Origin of the sequence: Streptomyces sp. HUAS TT7 (assembly GCF_051550175.1) — a bacterium.
Classification (GTDB): domain Bacteria; phylum Actinomycetota; class Actinomycetes; order Streptomycetales; family Streptomycetaceae; genus Streptomyces.
Map to the genome: position 1 here is coordinate 3,162,694 of NZ_CP196175.1, position 24,777 is coordinate 3,187,470.

13 protein-coding genes and 1 pseudogene are annotated in these 24,777 nt (G+C 72.7%); 13 read left to right on the top strand and 1 reads right to left on the bottom strand.

The window, feature by feature from the left end:
• Positions 1-40: 40 nt before the first annotated feature.
• The gene (gene trpD, locus ACSHXC_RS14035; protein ID WP_438291912.1) at positions 41-1,102 is read left to right on the top strand and encodes an anthranilate phosphoribosyltransferase; all 1,062 of its coding nucleotides are present in this window, start codon (positions 41-43) and stop codon (positions 1,100-1,102) included.
• A gap of 6 nt (positions 1,103-1,108) precedes the next feature.
• On the opposite strand, the gene trpC is transcribed toward trpD, so the two are convergent.
• The gene (trpC, locus tag ACSHXC_RS14040) at positions 1,109-1,912 is read right to left on the bottom strand and encodes an indole-3-glycerol phosphate synthase TrpC (RefSeq protein ID WP_438291913.1); all 804 of its coding nucleotides are present in this window, start codon (positions 1,910-1,912) and stop codon (positions 1,109-1,111) included.
• Between the two features lie 350 nt (positions 1,913-2,262).
• On the opposite strand from trpC, the gene ACSHXC_RS14045 reads away from it, so the two are divergent.
• From ACSHXC_RS14045 to ACSHXC_RS14100, 12 genes and pseudogenes are all read left to right on the top strand, one after another.
• Positions 2,263-3,060 (top strand): AfsR/SARP family transcriptional regulator, encoded by a 798-nt coding sequence (locus tag ACSHXC_RS14045; RefSeq protein WP_438291914.1) that lies wholly within the window; start codon positions 2,263-2,265, stop codon positions 3,058-3,060.
• Positions 3,061-3,215: 155 nt separating this feature from the next.
• Positions 3,216-5,765 (top strand): non-ribosomal peptide synthetase, encoded by a 2,550-nt coding sequence (locus ACSHXC_RS14050; RefSeq protein ID WP_438291915.1) that lies wholly within the window; start codon positions 3,216-3,218, stop codon positions 5,763-5,765.
• Between the two features lie 109 nt (positions 5,766-5,874).
• Positions 5,875-6,864 (top strand): TauD/TfdA family dioxygenase, encoded by a 990-nt coding sequence (locus tag ACSHXC_RS14055; protein ID WP_438291916.1) that lies wholly within the window; start codon positions 5,875-5,877, stop codon positions 6,862-6,864.
• Between the two features lie 454 nt (positions 6,865-7,318).
• Positions 7,319-7,498 (top strand): annotated as a pseudogene (locus tag ACSHXC_RS14060) (helix-turn-helix domain-containing protein); the annotation flags it as partial.
• Between the two features lie 24 nt (positions 7,499-7,522).
• Complete coding sequence (locus ACSHXC_RS14065) at positions 7,523-8,296, top strand: LysR substrate-binding domain-containing protein (RefSeq protein WP_438296572.1); 774 nt, start codon at positions 7,523-7,525, stop codon at positions 8,294-8,296.
• 45 nt (positions 8,297-8,341) lie between these two features.
• Positions 8,342-8,620, top strand: coding sequence for an acyl carrier protein (locus ACSHXC_RS14070; RefSeq protein WP_189962842.1), 279 nt, complete (start codon positions 8,342-8,344; stop codon positions 8,618-8,620).
• A 29-nt stretch (positions 8,621-8,649) separates the two neighbouring features.
• Positions 8,650-9,882, top strand: coding sequence for a beta-ketoacyl-[acyl-carrier-protein] synthase family protein (locus ACSHXC_RS14075; RefSeq protein WP_438291917.1), 1,233 nt, complete (start codon positions 8,650-8,652; stop codon positions 9,880-9,882).
• On the top strand, positions 9,882-10,976 hold the full coding sequence (locus ACSHXC_RS14080) for a beta-ketoacyl synthase N-terminal-like domain-containing protein (RefSeq protein ID WP_438291919.1): 1,095 nt from the start codon (positions 9,882-9,884) through the stop codon (positions 10,974-10,976). Before ACSHXC_RS14075 ends, ACSHXC_RS14080 begins: the two co-directional genes overlap by 1 nt.
• A 117-nt stretch (positions 10,977-11,093) precedes the next feature.
• Positions 11,094-11,840, top strand: coding sequence for a 3-oxoacyl-ACP reductase FabG (fabG, locus tag ACSHXC_RS14085; RefSeq protein ID WP_438291920.1), 747 nt, complete (start codon positions 11,094-11,096; stop codon positions 11,838-11,840).
• A gap of 45 nt (positions 11,841-11,885) precedes the next feature.
• Positions 11,886-12,602, top strand: coding sequence for a 2-hydroxychromene-2-carboxylate isomerase (locus tag ACSHXC_RS14090; protein ID WP_438291921.1), 717 nt, complete (start codon positions 11,886-11,888; stop codon positions 12,600-12,602).
• A gap of 107 nt (positions 12,603-12,709) precedes the next feature.
• Positions 12,710-23,932: an amino acid adenylation domain-containing protein gene (locus ACSHXC_RS14095; RefSeq protein ID WP_438291922.1), complete on the top strand. Its 11,223-nt coding sequence runs from the start codon at positions 12,710-12,712 to the stop codon at positions 23,930-23,932.
• Entirely contained in the window at positions 23,929-24,774 is an 846-nt protein-coding gene (locus ACSHXC_RS14100) for an ABC transporter permease (RefSeq protein WP_438291924.1), read from the top strand. The genes ACSHXC_RS14095 and ACSHXC_RS14100 overlap by 4 nt, the downstream gene beginning before the upstream one ends.
• Positions 24,775-24,777 lie beyond the last annotated feature (3 nt).

Genomic DNA, 24,777 nt, shown 5'->3' on the forward strand with positions numbered 1-24,777 from the left:
TTGCGCATACTTCCGATGGCGCCGTTCAAGGAGATTCCCCGTGACTGCCGAGCCGCAGGGTCGTACCTGGCCGGAATTGCTGAACTCGCTTCTGGACCGAAGGGACCTCACCACCGAGGACTCCGCCTTGGCGATGGACCAGGTGATGTCGGGCGGGGTCACCCCGGCCCGCCTGGCCGCCTTCGTGGTGGCGCTGCGCGCCAAGGGCGAGACCGTCGACGAGATCGAGGGCCTGGTGGGCTCCATGCGCCGGCACGCCGTGCCGCTGCGGGTGTCCGGGCCCACCCTCGACATCGTCGGGACCGGCGGCGACGGCTCCAACAGCGTCAACGTGTCCACCATGTCGGCGGTCGTGGCGGCCGCCGCGGGCGCCCGGGTGGTCAAGCACGGCAACCGCTCGGCGTCCTCCGCCTGCGGCTCGGCCGACGTCCTCGAAGAGCTGGGCGTGGCCCTCGACCTGGAGCCGGAAGTGGTCGCGACGGTCGCCGAGGAGACCGGCATCACCTTCGCCTTCGCCTCGGTGTTCCACCCCTCGATGCGGCACGCGGCCGCGCCGCGCCGGGAGCTCGGCGTCCGTACCGTCTTCAACGCGCTGGGACCGATCGCCAATCCGGCCGACCCCACCGCCCAGGCGGTCGGGGTCGCGGACCGGCGGCTCGCGCCGCTGCTCGCCGAGGTGCTGGCCCGCCGCGAGGTGTCGGCGCTGGTGTTCCGGGGCGACGACGGGATGGACGAACTGACGGTCACCACTACCTCCACGGTCTGGTCGGTCATCGGGTCCGAGGTACGGACCGAGTCGTTCGACCCGCGCGACATCGGCATCGAGTACGCCTCCCCCGACGCCCTGCGCGGCGGGGACCGGGCGCACAACGCGCGGGTGGCCCGCGAGACGTTCGCGGGGGCGCGCGGGCCGGTCAGGGACGCCGTGCTGCTGTCGGCCGCGGCGGGCCTGGCGGCCCTGAACCCGAGCGGGCGGCCCGTCGCGGAGCGCCTTGCCGAGGGCGTGGCCCGGGCCGGCGAGGCGATCGACTCGGGGGCCGCGGCCGCGGTCCTGGAACGCTGGACGACGGTCACCGCCAAGTACGCGGCCCAGGGCGGCTGACCACGCTCAGGTCGAGGCGGGCGCGCTGCGGCCCGCCTCGACCAGGGCCGCGACGGCGGCCGCCGGGCTGCCGCCGGTCACCACCGCCTCGCCGACCAGTACGGCGTCGGCCCCATGGGCGGCGCACGCGATGACGTCCCCGGGACCTCGCACACCGGACTCGGCGATGCGCACCACGTCCTCGGGGATTCCCGGGGCGAGGCGCGCGAAGGTGGCGCGGTCGACTTCGAGGGTGCGCAGGTCGCGGGCGTTGACCCCGACGACCCGGGCCCCGGCCCGCAGCGCCCGCTCCACCTCTTCCTCGCTGTGCGTCTCGACGAGCGGGGTGAGCCCGATCCCGACGGCCAGCGCGTGGAGGTCGGCAAGCAGGGACTGATCGAGCGCGGCGACGATGAGCAGCACGAGCTCGGCGCCGTGCGCCCGCGCCTCCCACACCTGGTACGGGTCGACCACGAAGTCCTTGCGCAGCAGCGGCACGTCGACCCGGGCCGCCACCGCGTCCAGGTCGGCGAGCGAGCCGCCGAAGCGGCGCCGCTCGGTGAGCACGCTGATCGCGGCGGCGCCCCCGGCCTGGTAGTCGGCAGCCAGCGCGGCCGGGTCGGCGATCTCGGCGAACGCGCCCTTGGACGGGCTGGCCCGCTTCACCTCCGCGATGACCTTCACGCCACCGGTGCCGCGCAGCAGCGCCGCACAGTCCCGCGCGGGCCGGGCGGCCTGCGCGCGCTCCCTCAACTCGGCCAGCCGCACCTGCTGTTGGCGTACGGCCAGATCCGCGCGGGCTCCCTCGACGAGCTGGTCGAGCGTGTTCATATGGGCGTCCTCCCCGGTTCGGACGCCGGATGCCTCGAATGCGGTCCGGCGCGGGTGACCGGTGGGTGGCGCCACTGCCCCGGAACGCTAGGAAGAAGCGAATACCGGGGCCATGTCCTTAAGACTCGGCTGAAAGTCACAGGTGGGACTTCGGCTCGGACTTGAGGTGGGACTTCAGGGGGACTTCTGCCCGTCAACCACTCGCCCGGGCGGTGAACAGAAACCGGTTGGTGGGTTTTTTAGAGGCCATACCATTCGCGTCCGCGGCCGAGGGGGAAGTGATATTTCCCGGGCCGTACGGGCGTGGTCAAGAGTGGCTCCGACAGTTGCTGATAACGGGGGTTACTACTGTGGAAATCAAGGTCCTGGGTGAGCTCTCTCTGTCCTGCGGGGACCAGCAGTCCCCCGTCGCCTCGAAGCGCGCGAGCACCGTACTGACCCTGCTCGCCATGACTCCCCGGGTCCCGGTCCCCTTCGACCAGCTCGTCGACGAGCTGTGGGCGGACCAGACGATGACCAACCCCCGCAACGCCCTGCAGGCCATCGTCAGCCGGCTGCGCAAGCTCCTGGAGTCGGTGACCGGCCGCAAGGGGGACGAGATCGTCCGCACCGGCAGCAACGGATACCTCCTCGACGTCCCCGCCGAGACCGTGGACGCCCACCGCTTCCTCGCCCTCGCCGAGGCCGGCGCCGATCTGGTGCAGCGCAATCCGGCCGAGGCCATAGCCAAGCTGGAGCGGGCCCTCGACCTGTGGCGCGGGCCCGCCCTGATGGACGCCCGGGACGGGATGCGCTGCCAGATCCACTCGGTCGGCCTGGAGGAGCGCCGGATCACCGCGTTCGAGGACCTGACGGTGGCGAAGCTCGCCGTCGACGCCGAGCGCGTCTCGATGTCCGAGCTGCGCCAGCTGGCCGCCGAGCACTCCGAGCGGGAGCGGCTGAGCGAACTTCTGATGCTGGCCCTCTACCGCGACGGCCGCCAGACCGAGGCCCTGGAGGTCTTCCACGGCGCGCGCCGCCGCCTCGCCAGCGACCTGGCCCTGGAGCCGGGCCCCGCCCTGCACCACGCGTACGAGGCGATCCTCAACCAGGACGTGGTCCTCGGCCGCCCGAGGCGCACCCTGCTCACCTCGGGCCAGCCGCACTGAGGACATCCCGGCTCCGGCCGCGCACGAACCCTTGCGTACGGCCCAACTCCCGCCCTTCCATGGGCATTTCATTTCATTCAGGCGTACATCCGGCGCTGCCGGACACTCACTCATGTCCGGCCCCCGCCGGACACCCACCAGGAAGGGCAAGGCCCGTGACGGCTAGGCAGAGCGGATCCGGAGACCGACCAGAGGCGCGGCCGTCCAAAGCGGAGGCCCTGGCGTTCTGGCGGGACGTCCTCGCCGGCAGCCGCTTCACTCCCCTGCCTGCCTGGTGCGCCGAGGCACCCGCGCGGGACCGCATCGCCGAACGCCGCACCCTGCTGTCGTTGGGCACATCGGCCGCGCTGCTCGATCGGGCCGGGCGGAGCGACGTCCCGACCGACGCGCTCCTGATCACGGCCGCCGCACGCGTCCTGGCCGCCGTGACCGGGGACGCGACGGTCGTCACCGGGTACCTGCCGGCCGGCGAACCCGGCACGGACGCCGAGCCGTTGCCCTGCCCGGTGCACGTCGTCGAGGGCACCTGGCAGGAGCTCCTGGGCGAAGCCGCCGCGGCGCGGGCCGCCGCCGAGCGGCACGGGGGCGTCTCGCCGGCCCGGATACACAGCGAACTCGGCCGTACGGATTCCCTGTTCGACACCCTCGTGGTCGGCGGGCGTGCGCCCGGGGCGGCCGACCTCGCCGACGACACCGTGCTCGCGGTGGGCCTCGTAGCGCGGGGGGACCGGCTTGAGCTGGTGCTGCGCCACCGCTTCAGCGTGCTGGACGCCGACGCGGCCGGGCGGATCGCCGGGTATCTGCTGGCCGCCCTGGAAGAGCTCGGCGCCCGTCCGGAGACGGAGCAGCACCAGTGGCATCCCGTGCCGGAGGCCGAAGCGGCCTTCCAGCGGGAGCACCTGGCCGGGCCCCGGCGCCCGCTGCCCGACCGGCGGGTGCACGAACTCTTCGAGGAGCAGGCCCGGTTGCGGCCGGACGCGGTGGCCGCCGTGCACGAGGGCCGGTCGCTGACCTACCGGGAGCTCAACGCGCACGCCAACCGGGTCGCCCACGCCCTTCGCGCGGGCGGCCTGCGCGACGAGGACGTGGTCGCGGTCGTCACCGAGCGGGACCTGGAATGGCTGACGGCGGTGCTCGCCGTGTTCAAGGCGGGCGGGGCATACCTCCCCGTCGAGCCGCAGTTCCCGGCCGACCGGATCACCGCGATGCTGTCCCGCAGCGGCTGCCGCCGGGTACTCACCCAGGACGGCGTGAGCCCCGGCCTGGATGCGGCGCTGGCCGAACTCGACGGCGTGCGGGCCGACTTCATCGCGGACGTACGCGACGACGAGGCCAACTCCGACGCGGACCCCGGCCTGCGGGTGGGCGCGGACCAGCTCGCGTACATCTACTTCACCTCCGGCTCGACGGGCCTGCCCAAGGGCGCGATGTGCGAGCACGAGGGGTTCCTCAACCACCTCTTGGCCAAGATCGAGGACCTCGGTGTCGGGGCCGGCACGGTGGTGGCGCAGACCGCGCCGCAGTGCTTCGACATCTCGCTGTGGCAGCTCGTCGCGGCGCCGGCCGTGGGAGGCCGCACGCTGATCGTCGGACAGCGGGACATCCTCGAAGTCCCGCGCTTCGTGGCGCTGATCGCCGAGAGCGAGGTGGAGGTGGCCCAACTCGTCCCCTCCTACCTGGAGGTGGTCCTCGACCACCTGCGCCGCAGACCGCGTCCCCTGCCCCACCTGCGCTGCGTATCGGCGACAGGCGAGGCGCTGAAGAAGGAACTGACGGAGCGGTGGTTCGCCACGCTTCCGGACATCACGCTGGTCAACGCCTACGGTCTGACCGAGACCTCGGACGACACCAACCACGAGGTGCTGCGCCGTCCCCCGGCCGGGGCCTCGGTGCCGCTCGGCCGGCCGGTGCGCAATGTGCGCGTGTCCGTACTCGACGAAAGGCTCAGGCCGGTGCCGCTGGGCTCGCCCGGCGAGCTGGTCTTCTCGGGGGTCTGCGTCGGCCGCGGATACGTCAACGACGAGGAACGCACCCGCGCCGCCTACCTCCCCGACCCGGACCGGCCCGGCGGACGCCTGTACCGCTCGGGCGACTTCGGCCGCTGGCAGCCGGACGGGCGCCTCGAATTCCTCGGCCGCCGCGACGCCCAGGTCAAGATCCGGGGCTTCCGGATCGAGATCGGCGAGGTGGAGAACCAGCTCCTGAAGGTGGACGGGGTGCGCGACGCGGCCGTCGTGGTCGTGGGCACGGGCGACGCCCGGCGGCTTGCCGCGTTCTACGGTGCGGCGGAACCGGTCCCTGCCCAGGAACTGCGTACGGCGCTCGCCCGCTCGCTGCCCGAGTACATGCTGCCGGGCCGCTTCCACCAGCTGAAGGAGCTGCCGCTCACCCCGAACGGCAAGATCGACCGCAAGCTGCTCGCCCAGCGGGCCGAGGAGGCTCCCGAAGCGGCGTCCGAGGGGCCCGAGCCCCTGCGGACACCGACCGAGCGCCGGCTCGCCGAACTGTGGGCGAAGGCGCTGAAGGTCCCCGTCGAGACCATCGGCCGCACGACCAACTTCTTCGAGGCGGGCGGGAGTTCCATCGCCCTGCTGCGGGTGGTGATCGCCCTGGACCAGGTGGTGACGGCCCCGGAGCTGGCCAAGGCACCGGTCCTTGGCGATGCGGCGACGCTGATCGACGCGAAGTCGGACCGGGCGGCCTGAGTCGTCCGATCCGCGTTTGATACGGACCAGGGGCCGGATCGCCCTGGTGACGCAGCCCGGCCCCGCCTCCCCGCGCGGCCGGGCTGATCTACAGAGGGAGACGAATCCAATGACAACGGTCAATGACCCGGGGAGCATGGCGGCCCTCCCCGAGGGACGGCACCTCACGCTCGAAGAGGGCCGTACGCCGATCCTGCACCTGCCCGGCCCCGGGCCCCTGCCCGGCCCGGAGGTACGCGCGCTGGTCGACCGGCACGGCGCGGTCCTGGTCCGCGGCCTGGGCCTGGCCTCGGCGGGCGATCTGGCCGCCGCGGCCAAGGAGTTGGGGGTGACCGGCATGGTCGAGCGCGAGGGCTTCACCGGCCGGCAGGCCTACCCCGACGGCGTCTACTCCACCTCGGAGTGGGCCTCGGAAGACCAGCTCTGCATGCACCACGAGCTGAGTTACGCCGCCGTCGTGCCCTCGATCGCGCTGTTCGGCTGCCTCGTGGCGCCGGAGCGCGGCGGCACGACCACGGTGGCCGACGGGGAGCGCGTCCTGGACCTGCTGCCGGACGCCCTGGTCGCCCGTTTCGATCGGGACGGGTGGGAACTGACCCGGAATTACTACCAGTTCGGGCTGACCTGGGCGGAGGCCTTCGGCACGGACGACCGGTCCCGGGTCGAGGAGTACTGCTCCTCCCACTCCCTCGACTGCACCTGGACCGAGGACGGCGGCCTGCGCACGCGCCAGCGCCGCCCGGCGCTTCTGCGCCACCCGGTGACCGGCCGCCGCGTCTGGTTCAACCAGGCGGCGTTCCTGCACGAGTCGGCGCTGGATCCGCTGATCCGGGAGTACCTGGAGTCCCTGTACGGCCCGGAGGGTCTGCCCTTCCGCACGACGTACGGCAACGGCGATCCCATCTCCACGGATGTGGTCGACGCGATCAACGCCGCGTACCAGAACGCCTGTTGGAGCGAGCCCTGGCAGGCGGGGGACCTTCTGGTCCTGGACAATCTGCGCATGGCGCACGGCCGGGACCCGTACGAGGGCGCCCGCGAGGTGCTGACCCTCTTCGGCGCCGCCGTCCGCCTGACCCCGCCTGCGGCAACCCGCTGACCCCGGAGCCCGCCGGCCCCCGGGACACCCCGGGGGCCGGCGGGCTCGACCACATACCCACCTGCGGCCCGGTGGGAGCCGATCGCGCAGTTCCCCCGCGCCCCCGTTGGGGCACCCGCAACGCCCCCCCATTCCCCAATCCCTCCATTACGGACAATGTCGGGGCATTCGCGAATTCACTTGCCCCGAGTCCGACGCGATGGCTAAATATTGAGCAGTTGGCGCGATACTCTGCCACTCGGGGACGGGTGAGGAATGGAAAGGGAGCCGCACCGATGGGGGGATGAGCGAACGTCACAGGTAGGTCTTGCCGTTACGGCCGCTCCCGCACACGGGTTGGACCAGTAGTAATTCTGGACCGGTGATTCAGGGGGAAAGGCGTCCGGGCAGCGGGCACCACCGCGCATCGAGCCACGCCAGGGCCGCGCCAATGGAATCACAAGATAGCAGGAATATGGATCTGGAACTGAGACACGCAAGGGCTGTTTCAATCATCGCAGAGGCCGGGAGCATTTCCAAGGCGGCAGTCCGGCTAAATCTTCCGCAACCGAGCCTGACCGCGCAATTACGCCGTATAGAGAAAATGCTCGGCGGGGATCTTTTCGTCCGGTCGAGTTCTGGCATCGTGCCGACCCCCCGGGGAAAGCGACTCATTCCGATGCTGACCGATCTCGTGCAGCAGGCGGACGAGGTGATCAGCGAGGCCGCCGCGAGCTCCACCATCACGCTGCGTTTCGGCAACACCGAGTGGACGCCACCGACGCTGCTCGGCGCGATCCAGGCGGCGGTGCCCACCGTGGACGTGGAGACCGAGACGCTCGCCCCGGCGGCCGCCGTCGACGCGGTGCACCGCGGTGCGCTCACCGTCGCGATGATCCCCGCTTCGGCGACGGACATGCCGGACTCCCTGCTCCAGCCCGGCCTGGAGACCAAGGTCATCTTCCGGGAGCCGATCTGGCTGGCGGTGCCGCGGGGGCATCCGCTGGTCGGCCGCACCTTCGTGGACGGCACCCACCTCTCCACCCTCCACTGGGTCCACTACTCGCGGGACCACTGGTTCCACGAGATCGAGAAGAAGCTGCTCGCCCGGCTGAACTACACCGACCTCGGCGCGGTGCACTACGCGGACGGCCACCACGAGGCGATGAGCTGGGTCAGGGACGCGGACGCCGCCGCCCTCACCACGGCGACCGGCGCCACCGGCGACGTACGACTGGTGCCGATACGGGAGACGCACTCCATCGCGCAGCTGCTCGTGTGGCGGCGGGACACGGTCGCCAGGGACACCCTGCGCCGGCTCGTGGACACCGTACGGCGGTACTACTGCGAGTACGCGAGGTCCATCCCCCGCTATCTGTCCTGGATCATCGAACACCCGGCGGACTTCCCGGAGTTGGAGCACTTCCTGCCCGTGCGGGCGCAGGCGGGTTGAGGGTCTGTCAGTTCGCTGTCAGGGCTCTTCGGCACCATCGCCCGCATGACTACAACGAAGCACGTGGACGCCGAGGGCCGTGCCACGATCAAGGGCATCATCTGCGACATCCTCGAAATCGACGAGGCCGAGATGACCGACACGAGCCGCTTCAAGGAGGACCACGAGGCGGACTCGATGGGCGCCATCGAGATCCTCTCCCAGCTTGAGCGCGCCTTCGGGATCGACATCGACCAGGCCGAACTGGCCCGGATGGTCAATCTCGAAGGCGTCGTCACGGTGGTCGACGAGGCCGTCGCGGCCAAGGCGGCCGCGTCCCTCTAGACGCCGGGACCGAGTGAGGGGAGCGCAGGTTGTACGACAACGACGAGCGGCCGCGCCGGGTCGTGATCACCGGACTCGGCACGGTCACCAGCATCGGCCTCGGCGTCGAGGCCTTCCTGGAGGGGCTGCGGGCCGGGCGCAGCGGCGCCAAGCCGATCACCGCTTTCGACACGGCGGGCTTCGCGCACGCCAACGGATGCGAGGTCGACGACTTCGATCCCGCCGAGTGGATCCACCAGGTGGACCCCGAGGAGCTGGGGCGGGCCACCCAGTTCTCGGTCGCCGCCGCCAACCTGGCGGTGGCGGACTCGGGCCTCACTCTCGAAGAGCTCAGGCGGCGCAGGGCGCTGGTCTCGGTGGGCACCACCGACGCCGAGTCCCGCGACCTCGACACCCTGATGGGCGTCCAACTGGAGTACGGGCCCGACCAGTTGGCGCCCACCGTGGCTCGCAGGGCACAGGCCGGCCGGCTTTCCAGCGGCATCATCCGCGAGCTGGGCCTGGTCGACGTCGAGGCGCTCACCATCCCCACCGCCTGCGCGGCCGGCAACTACGCCATCGGCAGCGGCTTCGACGCCATCCGTGACGGCGAGGTCGACGTCGCGCTGTGCGGCGGCGCGGACGCGGTGTGCCGCAAGACGTTCGCCGGGTTCTACCGGCTCGGCACCATCGCCCCCGAGGTGTGCCAGCCCTTCGACAAGGACCGCAAGGGCATCCTCACCGGCGAGGGCGCCGGAATCCTGCTGATGGAGAGCCTGGACTCGGCGCTGGCCCGCGGCGCCCGCATCCACGCCGAGGTGCTCGGCTACGGGCTCAACTGCGACGCGCACCACCCGGTCGCCCCCGACCGGGACAGCCTGGCCAGGTGCATGGAGATCGCGCACCGCAACGCCGGGGTGAAGCCGGAGGACATCGACTTCATCTCCGCGCACGGCACCGGCACCCGCGCCAACGACGTCACCGAGGCCGGAGCCATCCGGCAGGTGTTCGCCACGCCGCCGCCCACCATCTCCATCAAGTCGATGATCGGGCACTCGATGGGCGCCGCGAGCGCGCTGGCCTCGGCGGCCTGCGCCCTTGCCCTGACCGAGGGCTTCATCCCGCCCACCATCAACCACCGCGAGACCGACCCCGAGTGCGGCCTGGACTGCGTGCCCAACGAGGCGCGGCCCGCCGAGCTCAACGTGGTCCAGAACAACGCGCTCGCGTTCGCGGGCAACAACGCCGTGCTCATCCTGGGCCGGTACCGGGAGGCCGAGTGATGTCCGAACTGGTCCTCTCCGCCTGGTCGGTGGTCTCCCCCTACGGCGTGGGCAGCGCTCCCTTCAGCGCCGGGGTCGGCTCCGGCACGAGCGCGGTCGGCGAGCTCGACCGGGCCGCCTGGCCCGGCCCCTTCGACCGATGCGGCCTGGTGCCCGACTTCACCGCCGCCGAGTACGTGGGCAAGAAGGGCACCCGCACCATGGACCGGGTGACGGCGATCGCGGTCACCGCGGTCGGCCGGCTCCTCGCCTCGTGCGGCGACGAGCTGACCGCGCACCCCGAGCAGATCGGCCTGGTGCTCGGCACCGGCTCGGGCAGCGTCCAGAGCATCATGGACTTCACCCGGGACTCCCTCGTCGGTGAGCGTCCGTACCACGTCGACCCGGCCCGCTTCCCGAACACCGTGATGAACCGGGCGGCCGGCCAGAGCGCCATCTGGCACGGCATCAAGGGCCCCAACACCACGGTCGCGGGCGGCTGGCTGACCGGCCTGCTCGCCCTGAGCTACGCGGTGCGCCTGCACCGCGGCGGCCACTGCGCGCGGGTCCTGTGCGGGGCGGCCGAGGAGTACTCCACCCAGCGCGCCTGGCTGGAGTGGCACGGCCGCGGCTTCGAGGAGCGGGAGTCGCCGCTCGGCGAGGGCGGCGCCGTCTTCCTGATGGAGACCGCCGCCGACGCCCGCGAGGCCGGCCGCACGCCGCTCGCCCGCGTCCTGGCCACCCGCTTCCGGGCGTACGCCGAACGCGCCGACGCCCAGAAGACGCTGGCCGAGTGCGTGGGCAGCGCCCTGGACAAGGCCGGGGTAGCGCCCGAGGACATCCGCCTGGTGGCGCCGCTCGGCGCGGGCGCCGGACTCTCCGCGCCGGAAGAGGCCGGCATCGAGGACGCGCTCGGCACGGCCCGGCCCCAGTGGATCCGCTGCCGGCCGCTGCTCGGCGACACCTCCGCCGCCTCCACCAGCCTCCAGCTGGCCGCGGTGCTCGCCACCGCGGGCGAGTCGGGGCTCGGCCCCGGCGAGGCGGCGCTCGTCACCGGCATCGACCGGGACGGAACGGTCGGCTGCGCGGTGCTCGGCGGCCCGGCCCGCGCCTGAGGAACCGGACGACCGGGAGGTGCGGCACGGCAACCCGGTGCCGCACCTCCCGCGAGCCAGCCCAACTCCCTTACTTCGTACGGCACTTGAGCCGTACCTCTGGAGAGGAAAACGCGCATGTCCGCAAGCGAACGACGCGTCGCGCTGGTGACCGGGGGCTCCCGGGGGATCGGCCGCCACGTCGTGACCAGGCTCGCCGGCGACGGCTACGACGTGGCCTTCTGCTACCAGTCCAACAAGGAGGCCGCCGACGCGGTGGCCGCCGAGGCCACCGCCGCCGGGGCCCGCGTGTACGCGGCGCAGGTCGACGTCGCCGGGCACGGCGCCGTGCGCGACTTCGTGCGCGACAGCGAGAAGGCGCTCGGCCCGCTGCACACCGTCGTCTCCTGCGCGGGCATCGTGCGCGACAACCCGCTGGTCATGCTGGCCGAGGCCGACTGGGACGCGGTGCTCCGGGTCAACCTCGACGGCACGTACAACGTGTGCAAGGCGGCGGTCTTCTCGATGATGAAGCGCCGCGCCGGATCGGTCGTCACGCTGTCCTCGGTCGCGGGCGTGTACGGCAACGCCACGCAGACCAACTACTCGGCGACCAAGGCCGGGATCATCGGCTTCACCAAGGCCCTCGCCAAGGAGTCCGGCCGCTACGGCATCCGCGCCAACGCGGTCGCCCCGGGCTTCATCGAGACGGACATGCTCTCCGCACTGACCGAGGAACACACCCGCAGGATGACGGAGCGCATTCCGCTCGGGCGCTTCGGCCGCCCCGACGAGGTCGCCGACCTGGTGTCGTTCCTCGCCTCCGACCGCGCCTCGTACATCACGGGCCAGGTCTTCGGCGTCGACGGCGGCCTCGTCGTCTGAGCCACTCCCACACCCCCAGCCCCGAGAGACAGGAGCGCATCACCCATGCCCGCAGCCGACAGGAAGAACAAGACGCCGCGGTTCTACTTCAGTCTGCGCAGCCCCTATTCCTGGCTCGCCTACCGCGAGCTGATGAGCCGGCACCGCGACCTGGTCGGGCGGCTGGAGTGGCTCCCGTTCTTCGAGCCGGACCCGGAGAGCACCCGCGAACTCACCGAGCGGGGCGGCCAGTTCCCGTACTCGGAGATGTCGCGCGAGAAGAACCGGTACGTCTTGCAGGACGTCGGCCGGCTCACCAAGGCCCGGGGCATCACGGTGACCTGGCCGGTCGACCGCGCCCCGGTGTGGGAGGTCCCGCACCTGGGCTATCTGGTCGCCCAGGAGCACGGCCTCGGCCACGAGTACATCACCGCGGTGTACGAGGCCCGGTTCGGCGCGGGACTCGACATCTGCGACCGCGAGGTGATCGGCGACATCGGCGAGAAGCTCGGCATCGACCGGGGCCTGATCGCGGACGCCGGCGACGACGCGGACCTGCGCGCCGAGGGCGTCCGGATCCTGCTGGAGGTCTGCAAGGACGGCGTGTTCGGCGTGCCGTTCTTCGTGCACGGATACACCCGCTTCTGGGGTCTGGACCGGCTCGACGCGTTCGTCGAGCACCTGCGCTCCAGGACCGCTCCGGCCGCCGCTCTCGCGGAGCCGTCGGGCGCGGTGGCGCTCGGCCGCTCGGTCGAGGACGCGCACGCGGGCGGCTGCGGCTGAGCCCGGCAACTCGCTTCACAGGCAGGGAAGTTGAGAGTCAGCCCGCTGTCAGCGGCTTTCTCGATGATCGACGCTGTGCACTCGGTGACCTTCGCTAGGGGATTGCTATGACTGACGTTCAGACGGGCGGCCTGCCCCTCACGGCTGGCCAGAAGGACATCTGGTTCGACGAGAAGCTCTCCGGCGGAGGCGCGACGTACAACACCGCCATCTACTGGGACATCCGCGGACCGCTGGACCAGCGGCTGTTCCGGGCCGCGCTGGCGCGCCTGGTGGAGGAGTCCGAGTGCCTGCGGACCCGGTTCACGGAAGTGGACGGCGAGCCCTGGCAGTTCGTCGAGCCGGTGGCCGAGCTGCCGCTGACCGTCACCGACGTCAGCGGCGCCGAGGACCCGGCCGCGGCGGCGCTCGCGGCGATCCACGACGATCTGCGGGTCCCCCTCCCCGTGACCGCCGTCCCGCACGTGCCGCTGTTCCGGCTGAGCGTGTTCACGCTCGGCGCCGACCGCACCTTCTTCTGCCTGCTCAACCACCACCTCGTCTCGGACGGGTTCAGTTACGTCATCTACTGGCAGCGGCTGTCCGCGATCTACGAGGCGATGCTCGCGGGCACCTCCCTCGACGAGAACCGCTTCCCGCCCCTGAGCACCCTGATCGAGGCCGAGGCGGCCTACGCGGACTCGCCGCGCATGGAACGCGACCGCGCCTACTGGGAGAAGGAGCTCGCCGACCGGCCCGAGCCGCTCAGCCTCGCCACCCGCGACGCGGAGCCGGCCCAGACCTTCCTGCGCGAGGCGACCGTCCTGCCGGAATCGATCGCGGAGCGGCTGCGCTCGGTGGGCTGGGACGCCCGGGTCACCTGGCAGACCGTCCTGGTCGCGGCTCTCGGCTCGTACTCCGGGCGCCTGGCCGGCACCGACGACGTGCTGCTCTCGCTGCCCGTGACCGCGCGGGTCGGCGGCACCATGCAGGGCATCCCCGGCATGGTGGTCAACTACCTGCCGCTGCGGCTCTCCCTGCGGCCCGGCATGACCCGCGGCGAGCTGCTCGCCTCGACGTACAAGGCGTTCTCGCAGGGGCTCAAGCACCAGCGCTACCGGGTGAGCAGGATCCGGCGCGCGATGGGGCTGCCCAGCGACGACCGCAGGCCGTTCGGGCCGTTCATCAACATGATGCCGCAGGTGGAGGAGCTGAGCATCGGGCCCTGCGCGGCGACGATCTGCAGCCCCTCCACCGGGCTCGTCGACGACCTGGAGTTCACCGTCGCCGACAAGGGTGCCGACGGGATCGGCGTCGACCTCAGCGGCAACGAGGCCCGCTACACCCCGGACGACGTACGCGGTCACCTGGCCCGGTTCGTCGCCTTCCTCGACCGCTTCCTGGACGCGGGCGCGGACGACCCGCTGAGCGCGCTCGACCTGTTCTCGCCCGGCGAGGCCGCCGAGCTGGCCGCCGCCCTGACCGGCCCGCGGAGCCAGGAGCCGTACCTGGGTGTCGTGGAGCGGGTACGGGCCCGCGCCGCCGAGCGCCCCGACGCGGTGGCGGTCACCGACGACGGCGGAAGCCTGACCTACGCCGAGCTGATCGGGCGGGCCGGCGCCGCGTCCCGGCAGGTGGCGACCGACGGCCCGGTGGCCGTACTGACCGAGCCCGGGCGGGACTTCGTGACCGCCGAGCTCGCGGTGCTCGGGGCCGGCGGGGCGTTCCTGCCGCTCGACCCGCGCGCGCCGCTCAGCCGTCTGACCTCCCTGTTGAAGGACAGCGGGGCGGTCCAGATCCTGGCCGACACCACGCACCGCGCCCTCGCCGGACGGGCGGCGGGCTCGCTTCCCGTGCATGTCCTGGACGGTGCGCGGGACGACGCCGGTGACCTCGCGCCCGTCGTCGGCGGCCCCCTCGACCTGGCGTACGTGATCTACACCTCGGGCTCCACCGGCAAGCCCAAGGGTGCGATGGTGCAGCGCGGCGGCATGGTCAACCACCTGCTCGCCAAGGTGGCGGAGCTGTCCCTCACCGACACCGACGCGCTCGTGCACAACGCGCCCGTCACCTTCGACGTCTCCGTCTGGCAGTCGCTCACCACGCTGCTCGTCGGCGGCCGGATCCGGGCGGTCGCCCGTGCGGAGGCCGCCGATCCGGAGGCCCTGTTCGGCGTCATCGCGGCCGAGCACCTCACCGTCCTCGAAGTCGTGCCCTCGCTGCTGCGCGCGACGCTGGACGTGTGGGACGCGGCGGGCGGCGGGCCCGAGCTGTCCGCGCTGCGGTGGATGATCTCCAACGGCGAGGCGCTGCCCGCCGAGCTGTGCGCCCGCTGGTTCGCCCGCCATCCCGGCATCCCGCTGGCCAATGTGTACGGCCCCACCGAGTGCTCGGACGACGTCACCCACGGGTACGCCCGCTCCGCGGCCGAGGTGACCGGCGCCTCCATGCCGATCGGCCGGCCGCTGCGCGAAACCCGCCTCTACGTCCTCGGCGACGACCTGCGGCCGGTGCCGCGCGGGGTTCCCGGCGAGCTGCACATCGCGGGCGCGGGCGTCGGCCGCGGCTACCTCGGCGACCCGGGCCGCACTGCGGCCACCTACGTGCCCGACCCGTTCGCGGGCGACGGCTCCCGGATGTACCGCACCGGCGACCAGGTGGTGCTGCTCGCCGACGGGCAGCTCGTCTTCACCGGCCGCCGCGACCACCAGGTCAAGATCCGCGGCCAGCGCATCGAGCTCGGCGAGGTCGAATCCGCGCTGCGGAACCTGCCCGGCGTCGCGGACGCGGTGGCCGCCGCCATCGCCGACCCGGCGGGCAACCAGCGGCTGATCGGCTACGTGGTGCCCGAGTCCGGCACCTGCGACACCCTCGCCCTGCGCGACCGGCTCGCGGCCGTACTGCCCGAACAGATGGTGCCCGCCGTCCTGCTGCCCCTGGAGCGGATGCCGCTCACCGCGCACGGCAAGGTGGACCGCAAGGCGCTTCCCACCCCGGAGTTCGCGGTCACCGCCAGCGGACGCGCGGCCCGCACCCCGCAGGAGGAGACCCTCTGCACGGTGCTCGCCGAGGTGCTCGGGGTGCCCCGCATAGGCGTCGACGACAACTTCTTCGCGCTCGGCGGCGACAGCATCAGCGCCATCCAGGTGGTCGGCCGCGCCCGCGCCGCAGGCCTCGTCGTCACCTCCCGCGACGTCTTCCAGCACCGCACCCCGGCCGCGATCGCCGCGGTGGCGAGGCGGGTGGACGGAGCTGCGGACGCCGCCGCGGACCTGGCGGCGGACGGCATCGGCGAGCTCGAACTCACGCCTGTCATCGACCAGTTGAGGGAGGGCCTGGCCGCTCACCCCACCGCGGGCGCGGCCTTCGCCCAGTACGTCACGGTCGCGCTGCCCGCGGCCGCGCACGCCGACCCGGCCCGCCTGGAACGTGCGCTCCAGGCCGTCCTCGACCGGCACGACGCGCTGCGCACCAAGCTCACCGAGCCGGCGTGGGGCCTGTGGTCCCTGGAGACTCTCCCCCAGGGGGCGATCTCCGTCTCCGACGTACTCAGCAGGGCCGAGTCCACGCCGGGCGCGGACCGGGACGCGGTGCTCGCCGAGCAGGTCGCGGCGGCCGGGGCGCGGCTGTGCCCGATGGACGGCCTCCTCGTCCAGGCCGTGGTCCTCGACGAGGACCGCCTGCTCCTCGTGATCCACCACCTCGCCGTGGACGGCGTCTCGTGGCGCATCCTGCTGCCCGACCTGGAGGCCGCCTGGAACGGCACGGACCCGGCCCCGGTCGGCACCTCGTTCCGGCGCTGGTCGAAGACCCTGTCCGAGCAGGCCCGCACCACCCACCGTACGGCCGAACTCCCGTTGTGGGCCGAGCAGTTGGGCGGATCGACGATCGAGCTCGGCGACCGGCCGCTCGACCCCGCCCGCGATGTGTACGCCACTGCCGGACGGCTGCGGCTAGAACTGCCCGCCGAGCAGACGGCCGCCGTGCTCGGCCGCGTGCCCGCCGCGTTCCACGCCGAGGTCAACGAGGTGCTGCTCACCGGCTTCGCGCTGGCGCTCGCCAACCGGGGCGCGGGATCGCGCGCCCTGGTCGAGCTGGAGGGTCACGGCCGCGAGCAGCAGCTCGCCGAGGGACTGGACCTGTCCCGGACGGTCGGCTGGTTCACCAGCGTCTTCCCCGTCGGCCTCGATGTCGGCGAGCCGGACTGGGAGCAGGTGTGGAACGGCGGGGCGTCCTGCGGGGCCGCGCTCAAGCGCGTCAAGGAGAGCCTGCGGGCGCTGCCCGACCACGGCATCGGATACGGGCTGCTCCGCCACCTCAACCCGCAGACCGCCGCCGTTCTGGCCCGCTCGGCCACCCCCCGGATCGGCTTCAACTACCTGGGCCGGTTCGCCACCGACGACGCGGCCGGCGACTGGTCGATGCAAGCCGGGGCCTTCGGCCTCACCGCCGCCCCCGAGACCCCGCTGCGGCACGCCCTGGAACTGATCGCGACGACCGAGGACCGCGCCGAGGGCCCGGTGCTCGTCGCCGAGTGGGTCTGGGCGGGCGAACTGCTCGCACAGGCCGACGTCCAGGCGCTCGCCGCCGACTGGTTCCGCGCCCTCGACGCGCTCGCCGCGCACGCCGAGCGGCCCGAGGCGGGCGGGCGCACCCCGTCCGACTTCCCGCTGGTCACGATCACCCAGGCGGAGATCGAGGCGTACGAGCGCGACATCCCGGGGCTCGTCGACATCCTGCCGCTCTCCCCGCTCCAGCGCGGCCTGCTCTTCCAGGCCGAGTTCGACCAGCAGGGCATGGACGCGTACACCCTCCAGGTGACGATGGACGTGGACGGCCCCCTTGACCGCGGCCGGCTGCGCGCGGCGGCGACGGCGCTGCTCGACCGCAACCCGAGCCTGCGGGCCTGCTTCCGCGAGCGCGACGCGGGTGACCCGGTCCAACTGGTGTCGTCCGACGTGGAGTTGACCTGGGTCGAGGTGGACCTCCGGGAGTTCGCCGAGGGCCGTACGGAGGCCGAGGTCGACGCGGAGGTGCGGCGGCGGACCGAGGCGGAGTGGCTGGACCGCTTCGACGTCACCCGCGCGCCGCTGACCCGCTTCACCGTCTACCGCGTCCGCGACGACCGGCACCGGGTGGTGTGGACGGCGCACCACATGCTGGTGGACGGCTGGTCGCTTTCGGCGGTCCTCGCCGAAGAGCTGGTCACCCTGTGGTCCAACGGCGGTGACACCTCGGCGCTCGCGCCGGTCGTCCCGCTGCGCGGCTATCTGGAGTGGTCGGCCGCACAGGACAAGGCGGCCGCGCGTGAGGCCTGGCAGAAGGAGCTGGCCGGCATCGACGAGCCCACCCGGCTCGGCCCCGCCGACCGGCCGCGCGTCTCGGTGCTGCCCGGCTCCCTCGATCTGGAGCTGCCCGAGGCACTGACCGGGGCGGTCACGTCCTGGGCGACCTCGCGCGGTCTGACGATGAGCACCGTCATGCAGGGCTGCTGGGCGCTCGCGCTCGGCCGGCTGACCGGCCGCCGGGACGTGACGTTCGGCGCGGTCGTCTCCGGCCGGGCCGAGGAGGTCCCCGGCATCGAGCAGACCGTCGGCTCCTTCCTCAGCACCCTGCCGGTACGCGTCGCCCTCACGCCCGCGCTTTCCTTCGAGGAGATGCTGGCCGCGCTCCAGGAGCGTCAGCTCGACCTGGAGCCGCACCACCACCTGGGCCTCGCCGAGGTCCAGCAGGGTGCCGGGATCGGCGAGCTCTTCGACACCGTGGTCTCCTTCCACAACTACCCGACCGGAGTCCTGGACCGCATCGGCGAGCACGTCCCCGGGCTGAGCATGCGCGCCTGGGAGGCCCGGGTCATCGCCGAATACCCCTTCGCGCTCAACGTGTTCCCCGGCGACCGGATGCGTCTTGAGGCGCAGTACCGGCCCGACATCTTCACGCCGGGCGAGGTCGACGAGATCCTGCGCCGCTTCGTGCGCGTGCTGGAGCAGCTGGCCGCGGCCCCCGGCACCTCGCTCGGCCGCCTCGACGCGCTCGGCGACGACGAGCGCGCCCAGCTGCTCGGCGACTGGTCCGGCGCGGGCAGCGCGAAGGCGTCGTCCGGCGGGCTGACCACCGAGGTCTTCGAGGCCCGCGCCGCCCGCACCCCGGGCAAGACTGCGGTCGTCTTCGGCACCGAGGAAGTGACGTACGCCGAACTCGACGCACGCGCCAACCGGTTGGCCCGGCTGCTCGTCGAGCGCGGGATCGGCCCCGAGCAGACCGTCGCGGTGATGCTGCCCCGCTCCCCCGAGGTGGTCGTGGCGGCGCTCGCGGTCCTGAAGGCCGGTGCGGCATACCTGCCGGTGGACTCGGCGTACCCCGTCGACCGCATCTCCTACATGCTGGCCGACGCGCACCCGACGGCGGTCATCACCGATGCCGCGACCGGTCAACGCCTCGACGGCATACCGGAGTCGGTGACCGAACCGCTGGTCCTGGACGCGCCCGGAACCGTGGAGCGCCTGGCCGCACTGCCCGGCTCGGACCTCACCGACGCCGACCGGGTCGCGCCGCTCGCTCCGGAGCATCCGGCGTACGTCATCTACACCTCCGGCTCGACGGGCCGGCCCAAGGGTGTCGTGGTGGCCCACACCGGGCTGCTTTCGATGGTGGACAGCCTCGTCGAGCGCTTCGGTCTCGACGACGGGACCCGGGTGCTCCAGTTCGCGTCGTTCAGCTTCGACGCGTCCGTCTGGGAGATCATGCTCGCGCTGCTCACCGGCGGCACGCTGGTGATCGCCGACGAGGAGTGCCGGGCGCCGGGGCAGCCGTTGGTCGACCTGATCAACAGCGCCCGCGTCAACCTGGCCGGACTGCCGCCCGTCGTGGTCGGCGGCCTGCCCGAGGGCAGTACGCTCCCCGCCGACCTGCGCCTGGCGGTGGCCGGCGAGGCCGTCCCGGCGAGCGTCGTCGAGCGCTGGTCCTCGGCCGTGCGGCTCTACAACGGCTACGGCCCGACCGAGGCCGTGGTGAGCTCGACCGTCGGCGGCCCGCTGAGGGACGCGGGCCGCCCGCCGATCGGCCGCCCCACCAGCGCGCACCGCGTGTACGTCCTCGACCACCACCTCCGGCCCACACCGCGCGGGGTCGTCGGCGAGCTGTACGTCGGCGGCGGCCTGGCCCGCGGCTACCTCGGCCGCCCGGACCTGACCGCCCAGCGCTTCGTGGCCGATCCGTACGGTCCCGCCGGAACCCGCATGTACCGCACCGGCGACCTCGTACGGTGGCTGCCGGACGGCCAGCTGGACTACATCGGCCGCGCCGACGACCAGGTGCAGCTGCGCGGGTTCCGTATCGAACTCGGCGAGATCTCGGCCGCGTTGCTCGCCCAGCCGGGCGTGGAGCAGGCCGCGGTGATCGTCTCCGAGAGCGAGGACGGCGACCGCCGTCTGGTGGCGTACGTCGTGGCGTCCGAGCCCGGGGTCGCCGACGGGCTGCGCGAGCAGCTCGGCCGGTCGATGCCCGAGTACATGGTGCCGTCCGCGGTGGTCGCGCTGGACGCGCTGCCGCTGACCGCGCAGGGCAAGCTCGACCGCAAGGCGCTGCCCGCGCCGGATCTCGGCCACTCGCTGAAGGGCCGCGCGCCGCGCACCCCGGTCGAGGAGATCCTCTGCGGCCTGTTCGCGGACATCCTCGGGGTGGCCCAGGTCTCCATCGACGACGACTTCTTCGAGATCGGCGGCCACTCGCTGCTCGCGACCCGCCTGGTCAGCCGGGCCCGCACCGCGCTCGGGGTGGAGCTTCCGATCCGCGCGCTCTTCGAGGCGCGGACGGTGGTCGCGCTCGCCGGTCATGTCGCGGCGGCCGACCGGGCCAGGCCCGCGCTGACCCCGGCGCCGAAGGACGCGCCGCTGCAGCTGTCGTTCGCCCAGCAGCAGCAGTGGTTCATCAACCGGAGCCAGGAGAGGGCCGACGGCACGTACAACACCCCGATGGCCTTCCGGCTCACCGGAAGCCTCAACGAGGCCGCGCTGCAAAGGGCGTTGACCGATCTGGCCGAGCGCCACGAAGTGCTGCGCACCGTCCTGCCGGAGACCGACGGGGTGCCGTCGGTGCGGGTGCTCGACGCGGCGACGGGCGGGCCGGTGCTGCGGACCCGCACGGTGTCGGCGGCGAAGCTGGAGGCCGCGCTGATCGCCGAGGGCGACCAGGGCTTCGACCTGAGGTCCGAGCCGCCGCTGCGGGCACGGCTGTTCGCGATCGGGGTGGACGAGTGGGTGCTGGTCCTGGTCTTCCACCACATCGCCTTCGACGGCTGGTCGATCACGCCGATGCTGACCGACCTGGCCGCCTCCTACCGGGCCCGCTGCGACGGGCGCGCGGCGGACCGGGCCCCGCTGCCGGTGCAGTACTCCGACTTCGCCGGCTGGCAGCGCGAGCTGCTCGGTTCGGCGGACGACCCGGACAGCCTGGCCGCCGAGCAGGTCGCCTTCTGGCGTGACGCGCTCGCGGGCGCGCCGGAGGAACTGCCGCTGCCCACCGACTTCCCGCGCCCCGACGCGAGCACGTCCTCGGGCGACATGGTGATGTTCGAGCTGGAGTCCGGCCTGCACACCAGCCTGATCGAGCTGGCCCGCCAGACCGGCACCACCGAGTTCATCGTCTTCCAGGCCGCGCTGTGCGCCCTGCTGACCCGGCTCGGCGCGGGCACCGACATCCCCGTCGGCTCCCCCATCGCCGGACGCACCGACGAGGCACTGAACGATCTGGTCGGCATGTTCATCAACTCCCTGGTGCTGCGCGGCGACACCAGCGGCGACCCGACGTTCCGCGAGCTCCTGGAGCGGATCCGCGAGACCGACCTGGCGGCCTACTCCCACCAGGACATCCCCTTCGACCAGGTGGTGGAGGCCCTCAGGCCGACCCGCTCACGGGGCCTGCACCCGCTGTTCCAGGTGATGCTGAGCGTGCAGAACCAGGGCAACCTGCCGCTGGAGATGCCGGGTCTCACCGTCCAGCCCGAGTACGTCGGCTCCGACCGGGCCAAGCTCGACCTGATGCTGGAGCTGCTTCCGTGGCCCGGCGGGGGCGGCATCCGGGGCCTGCTCAGCTTCAGCACCGACCTGTTCACGCGGACCACCGCGGAGCGCATGGCCGAGCAGTTCCAGCGGGTGCTGCACGCGGTGGCCGCCGATCCCGAGCTGCGCCTGAGCGGCCTCGATCTGCTCACCGGCGACGAGCGCGAGCGGGTGCTGCACGGCTGGAACGACACCGCGCACGAGCTTGAGGCGGCGACGCTGGTCGACCTGTTCGCGGCTCAGGCCGCGCAGACCCCGGACGCGCCCGCCGTCGGCACCGGGGCCAAGGGCCTCACGTACGCTCAACTCCATGCCCGGGCAAGCCAGTTGGCGCGTCGGCTGATCGCAGAGGGCGCCGGTCCCGACCGGATCGTGGCCCTCGCAGTGCCGCGCGCCGCGGACCGGACCGTCGCCGTGCTCGCGGTGCTCAAGTCCGGTGCGGCGTACGTCCCGGTCGCCGCCGACGAGCCGGTCGCCCGCGTCAAGGCGCTGTTCGCCGACACCGACCCGCTGTGCGTGCTGACGACGGCGGGCCTGGCGAGCCGGCTGCGCAGCACCGGCGTCACCGCCGTGGTCCTCGACGGCCCGGAGGTCCGTGCCGCTTCCACCGACCCGGTCACCGACGCGGACCGCACGGCCCCGCTGCGCCCGGGCCACGCCGCCTATGTGATCCGCGCGGACGACGCGGCGGGCCGCCCCCGCGGCACCGTCGTCGAACACCGGGCGGCCGCGGGCCACCTCGCCTGGGCGCTCGCGTCCGGGGAACTCGCGGAGACCGGCCTGTTCGGGCCGCTCCTCTCCGGGTCCGGGGTGTCGGCCACCGAGCCGCCGCCGCAGGACTGGGCGACCCCGCGCACGTACGCACCGGGGAAGCCGGTGTGGAACACGCAGGTCTATGTCCTCGACGAGTGGCTGGCGCCCGTTCCGCCAGGTGTGGTGGGCGAGCTGTACGTCGGCGGAGCCACGCTTCCCCGTGGCTTCGCGGGCCTCGCCCGGCCGACCGCCGAGCGGTTCGTGGCCAACCCGTACGGCCCGCCCGGCTCCCGGCTCCTTCGCACCGGCGAGCGCGCCAAGTGGGACGCGGCGGGAAACCTGCTCGCCCCCGACGCGGTCCCGGTGGCCGAAGAGCCCGAGGAGACGTCCGTAACCGCGGAGTCCGCTCCCCCGACCCCCGTGGAGGCGACGCTCTGCGCGATCGTCGCCCAGATTCTGGGCCGTGACGAGTTCGGCGTCGCGGAGAACTTCTTCGACACGTCGATGACCAGCATGAAGTCGCTGCGCCTGGTGGCCCTGGCCCGCAAGGCCGGGATCGAGTTCAGCATCGCGGACGTCTTCGAGCACCAGACGGTCCGGGCCCTCGCGGCCGCCGCCGTCCGGCCCGCCGGATCCGCCGCCCCCGTCCGCCGGCAGAGCACGCAGATCATGGCGGACGCCATCGACGAGGCCGGCGGCCTGGACTTCGCCGACCCGTTCAGCCCGCTGCTCTGCATGAAGCCGACGGGCAGCCGCCCCCCGGTGTTCTGCCTGCACAGCGGGGTCGGGTTCGCCCTGTCGTACATGCCGCTCATCCGCCACCTCGGCGACGGGCGCCCCGTGTACGGCATTCAGGCGCCGTACGTCGTCGAGGGCGGGCCGCTGCCCACGAGCGTCGAGGAGACCGCGGCCGAGTACATCCGGCTGATCAAGACGGTGCGGCCCGAGGGGCCCTACCACCTGCTCGGCTGGTCGCTCGGCGGACTGCTCGCCTACGAGATCGCCGTCCAGCTGCGCGCGGCCGGTGACGAGGTCGGGCTGCTCGCCAACCTCGACTCCTACCCGCGCACCGAAGAGACCGGGCCCGAGGAGATGCCGGACCAACAGGCCATGCTCGCCTGGCTGTTGGAGGGCATCGGGCACGACCGCTCCGAGTTCGGCGACCGGCCGCTGGACGTCGGCGACATCATCGACACGCTGCGGCGCGACAACAGCCCGCTGGCCCAGATGGGTGAGGAACGCATGGCCCGCATGGTCGATCTGATGACCAACCACCAAGTACTGCACGCCCGTTGGACGCCACGGGACTACGACGGCACGATGCGGCTCTACGTCGCCGGGCAGTCGGACGAGGCCGCGAACGGGACCGACATGGCCCAGCGCTGGAAGCCGTACTTCAGCGGCATGCTTGACGTGCACGTCATCGACTCCAACCACGACGACCTCCTCAACCCCGGCCCGCTGGACGAGATCGGCCCGGACCTCGCCGCCGAGCTCGACCGGCTGCACCGCGATCAGGACGGGCGGGCGCGGCGATGACCACCGTGACGAACGCCGCGGCCCTGGACACGGGCCTGCCGAGCGCCCCGGGCGGTCTCCGCTCGGCCCTCACCGAACTGTTCGCGATCACCGGCCGGCGCCTGCTCCACCTGCGCCGGGCGCCGGGCCGGGTGCTCGGCGTGGCGATGAGCCCGCTGGTGTCGATGGTCATGGTCGGCTACCTGTTCCGCGACGCCATCACGCTTCCGGCGGGCGGCGACTACGGCGAGTACGTCTTCGCGGGCGGCGCGGTCCAGGTGGCGCTCGCCTGCGTCGGGCCGACCGCCGTGTCGGTGGCGATGGACCTCCAGGGCGGGCTCGTCGACCGGTTCCGGTCACTGCCCATCAGCCGGTCCGCTGTGCTCTTCGCGCACACCTTCGCGGATCTGCTCGTGGGCCTGCTCGGCCTGGTCGTCGTCACCGGGGCAGGGCTGGTGCTCGGCTGGCGGCCGCACACCGACGCCCTGTCGGTCCTGGCCGGGTTCGGCCTGATCGTGCTCCTGACGTACGTGATGCTGTGGCTCGGCGTGCTGTTCGCGATGACGCTCGGCAGCGTGGAGACGATCAACGTCTGGACGCCGTTCATCGTGATCGTGCTGCCCTTCGTGTCCAGCGCGTTCCTCTCCCCCGCCTCCATGCCGTCCCTGGTCCGCCCGCTCGCCGAGTGGAACCCGATCAGCGCCGTCATCGCGTCCTGCCGCGACCTGTGGGGCAACCCCGCCGCGACCAGTGACAGCTTCCCCGGCCAGCACCCCGGGGTGGTGATCGCCGTGACGCTGAGCGTGCTGTTCGCCCTCTGCTTCACCGTGAGCCTGCGCCGCTACCGCACCGCCGGTTCCTGACCC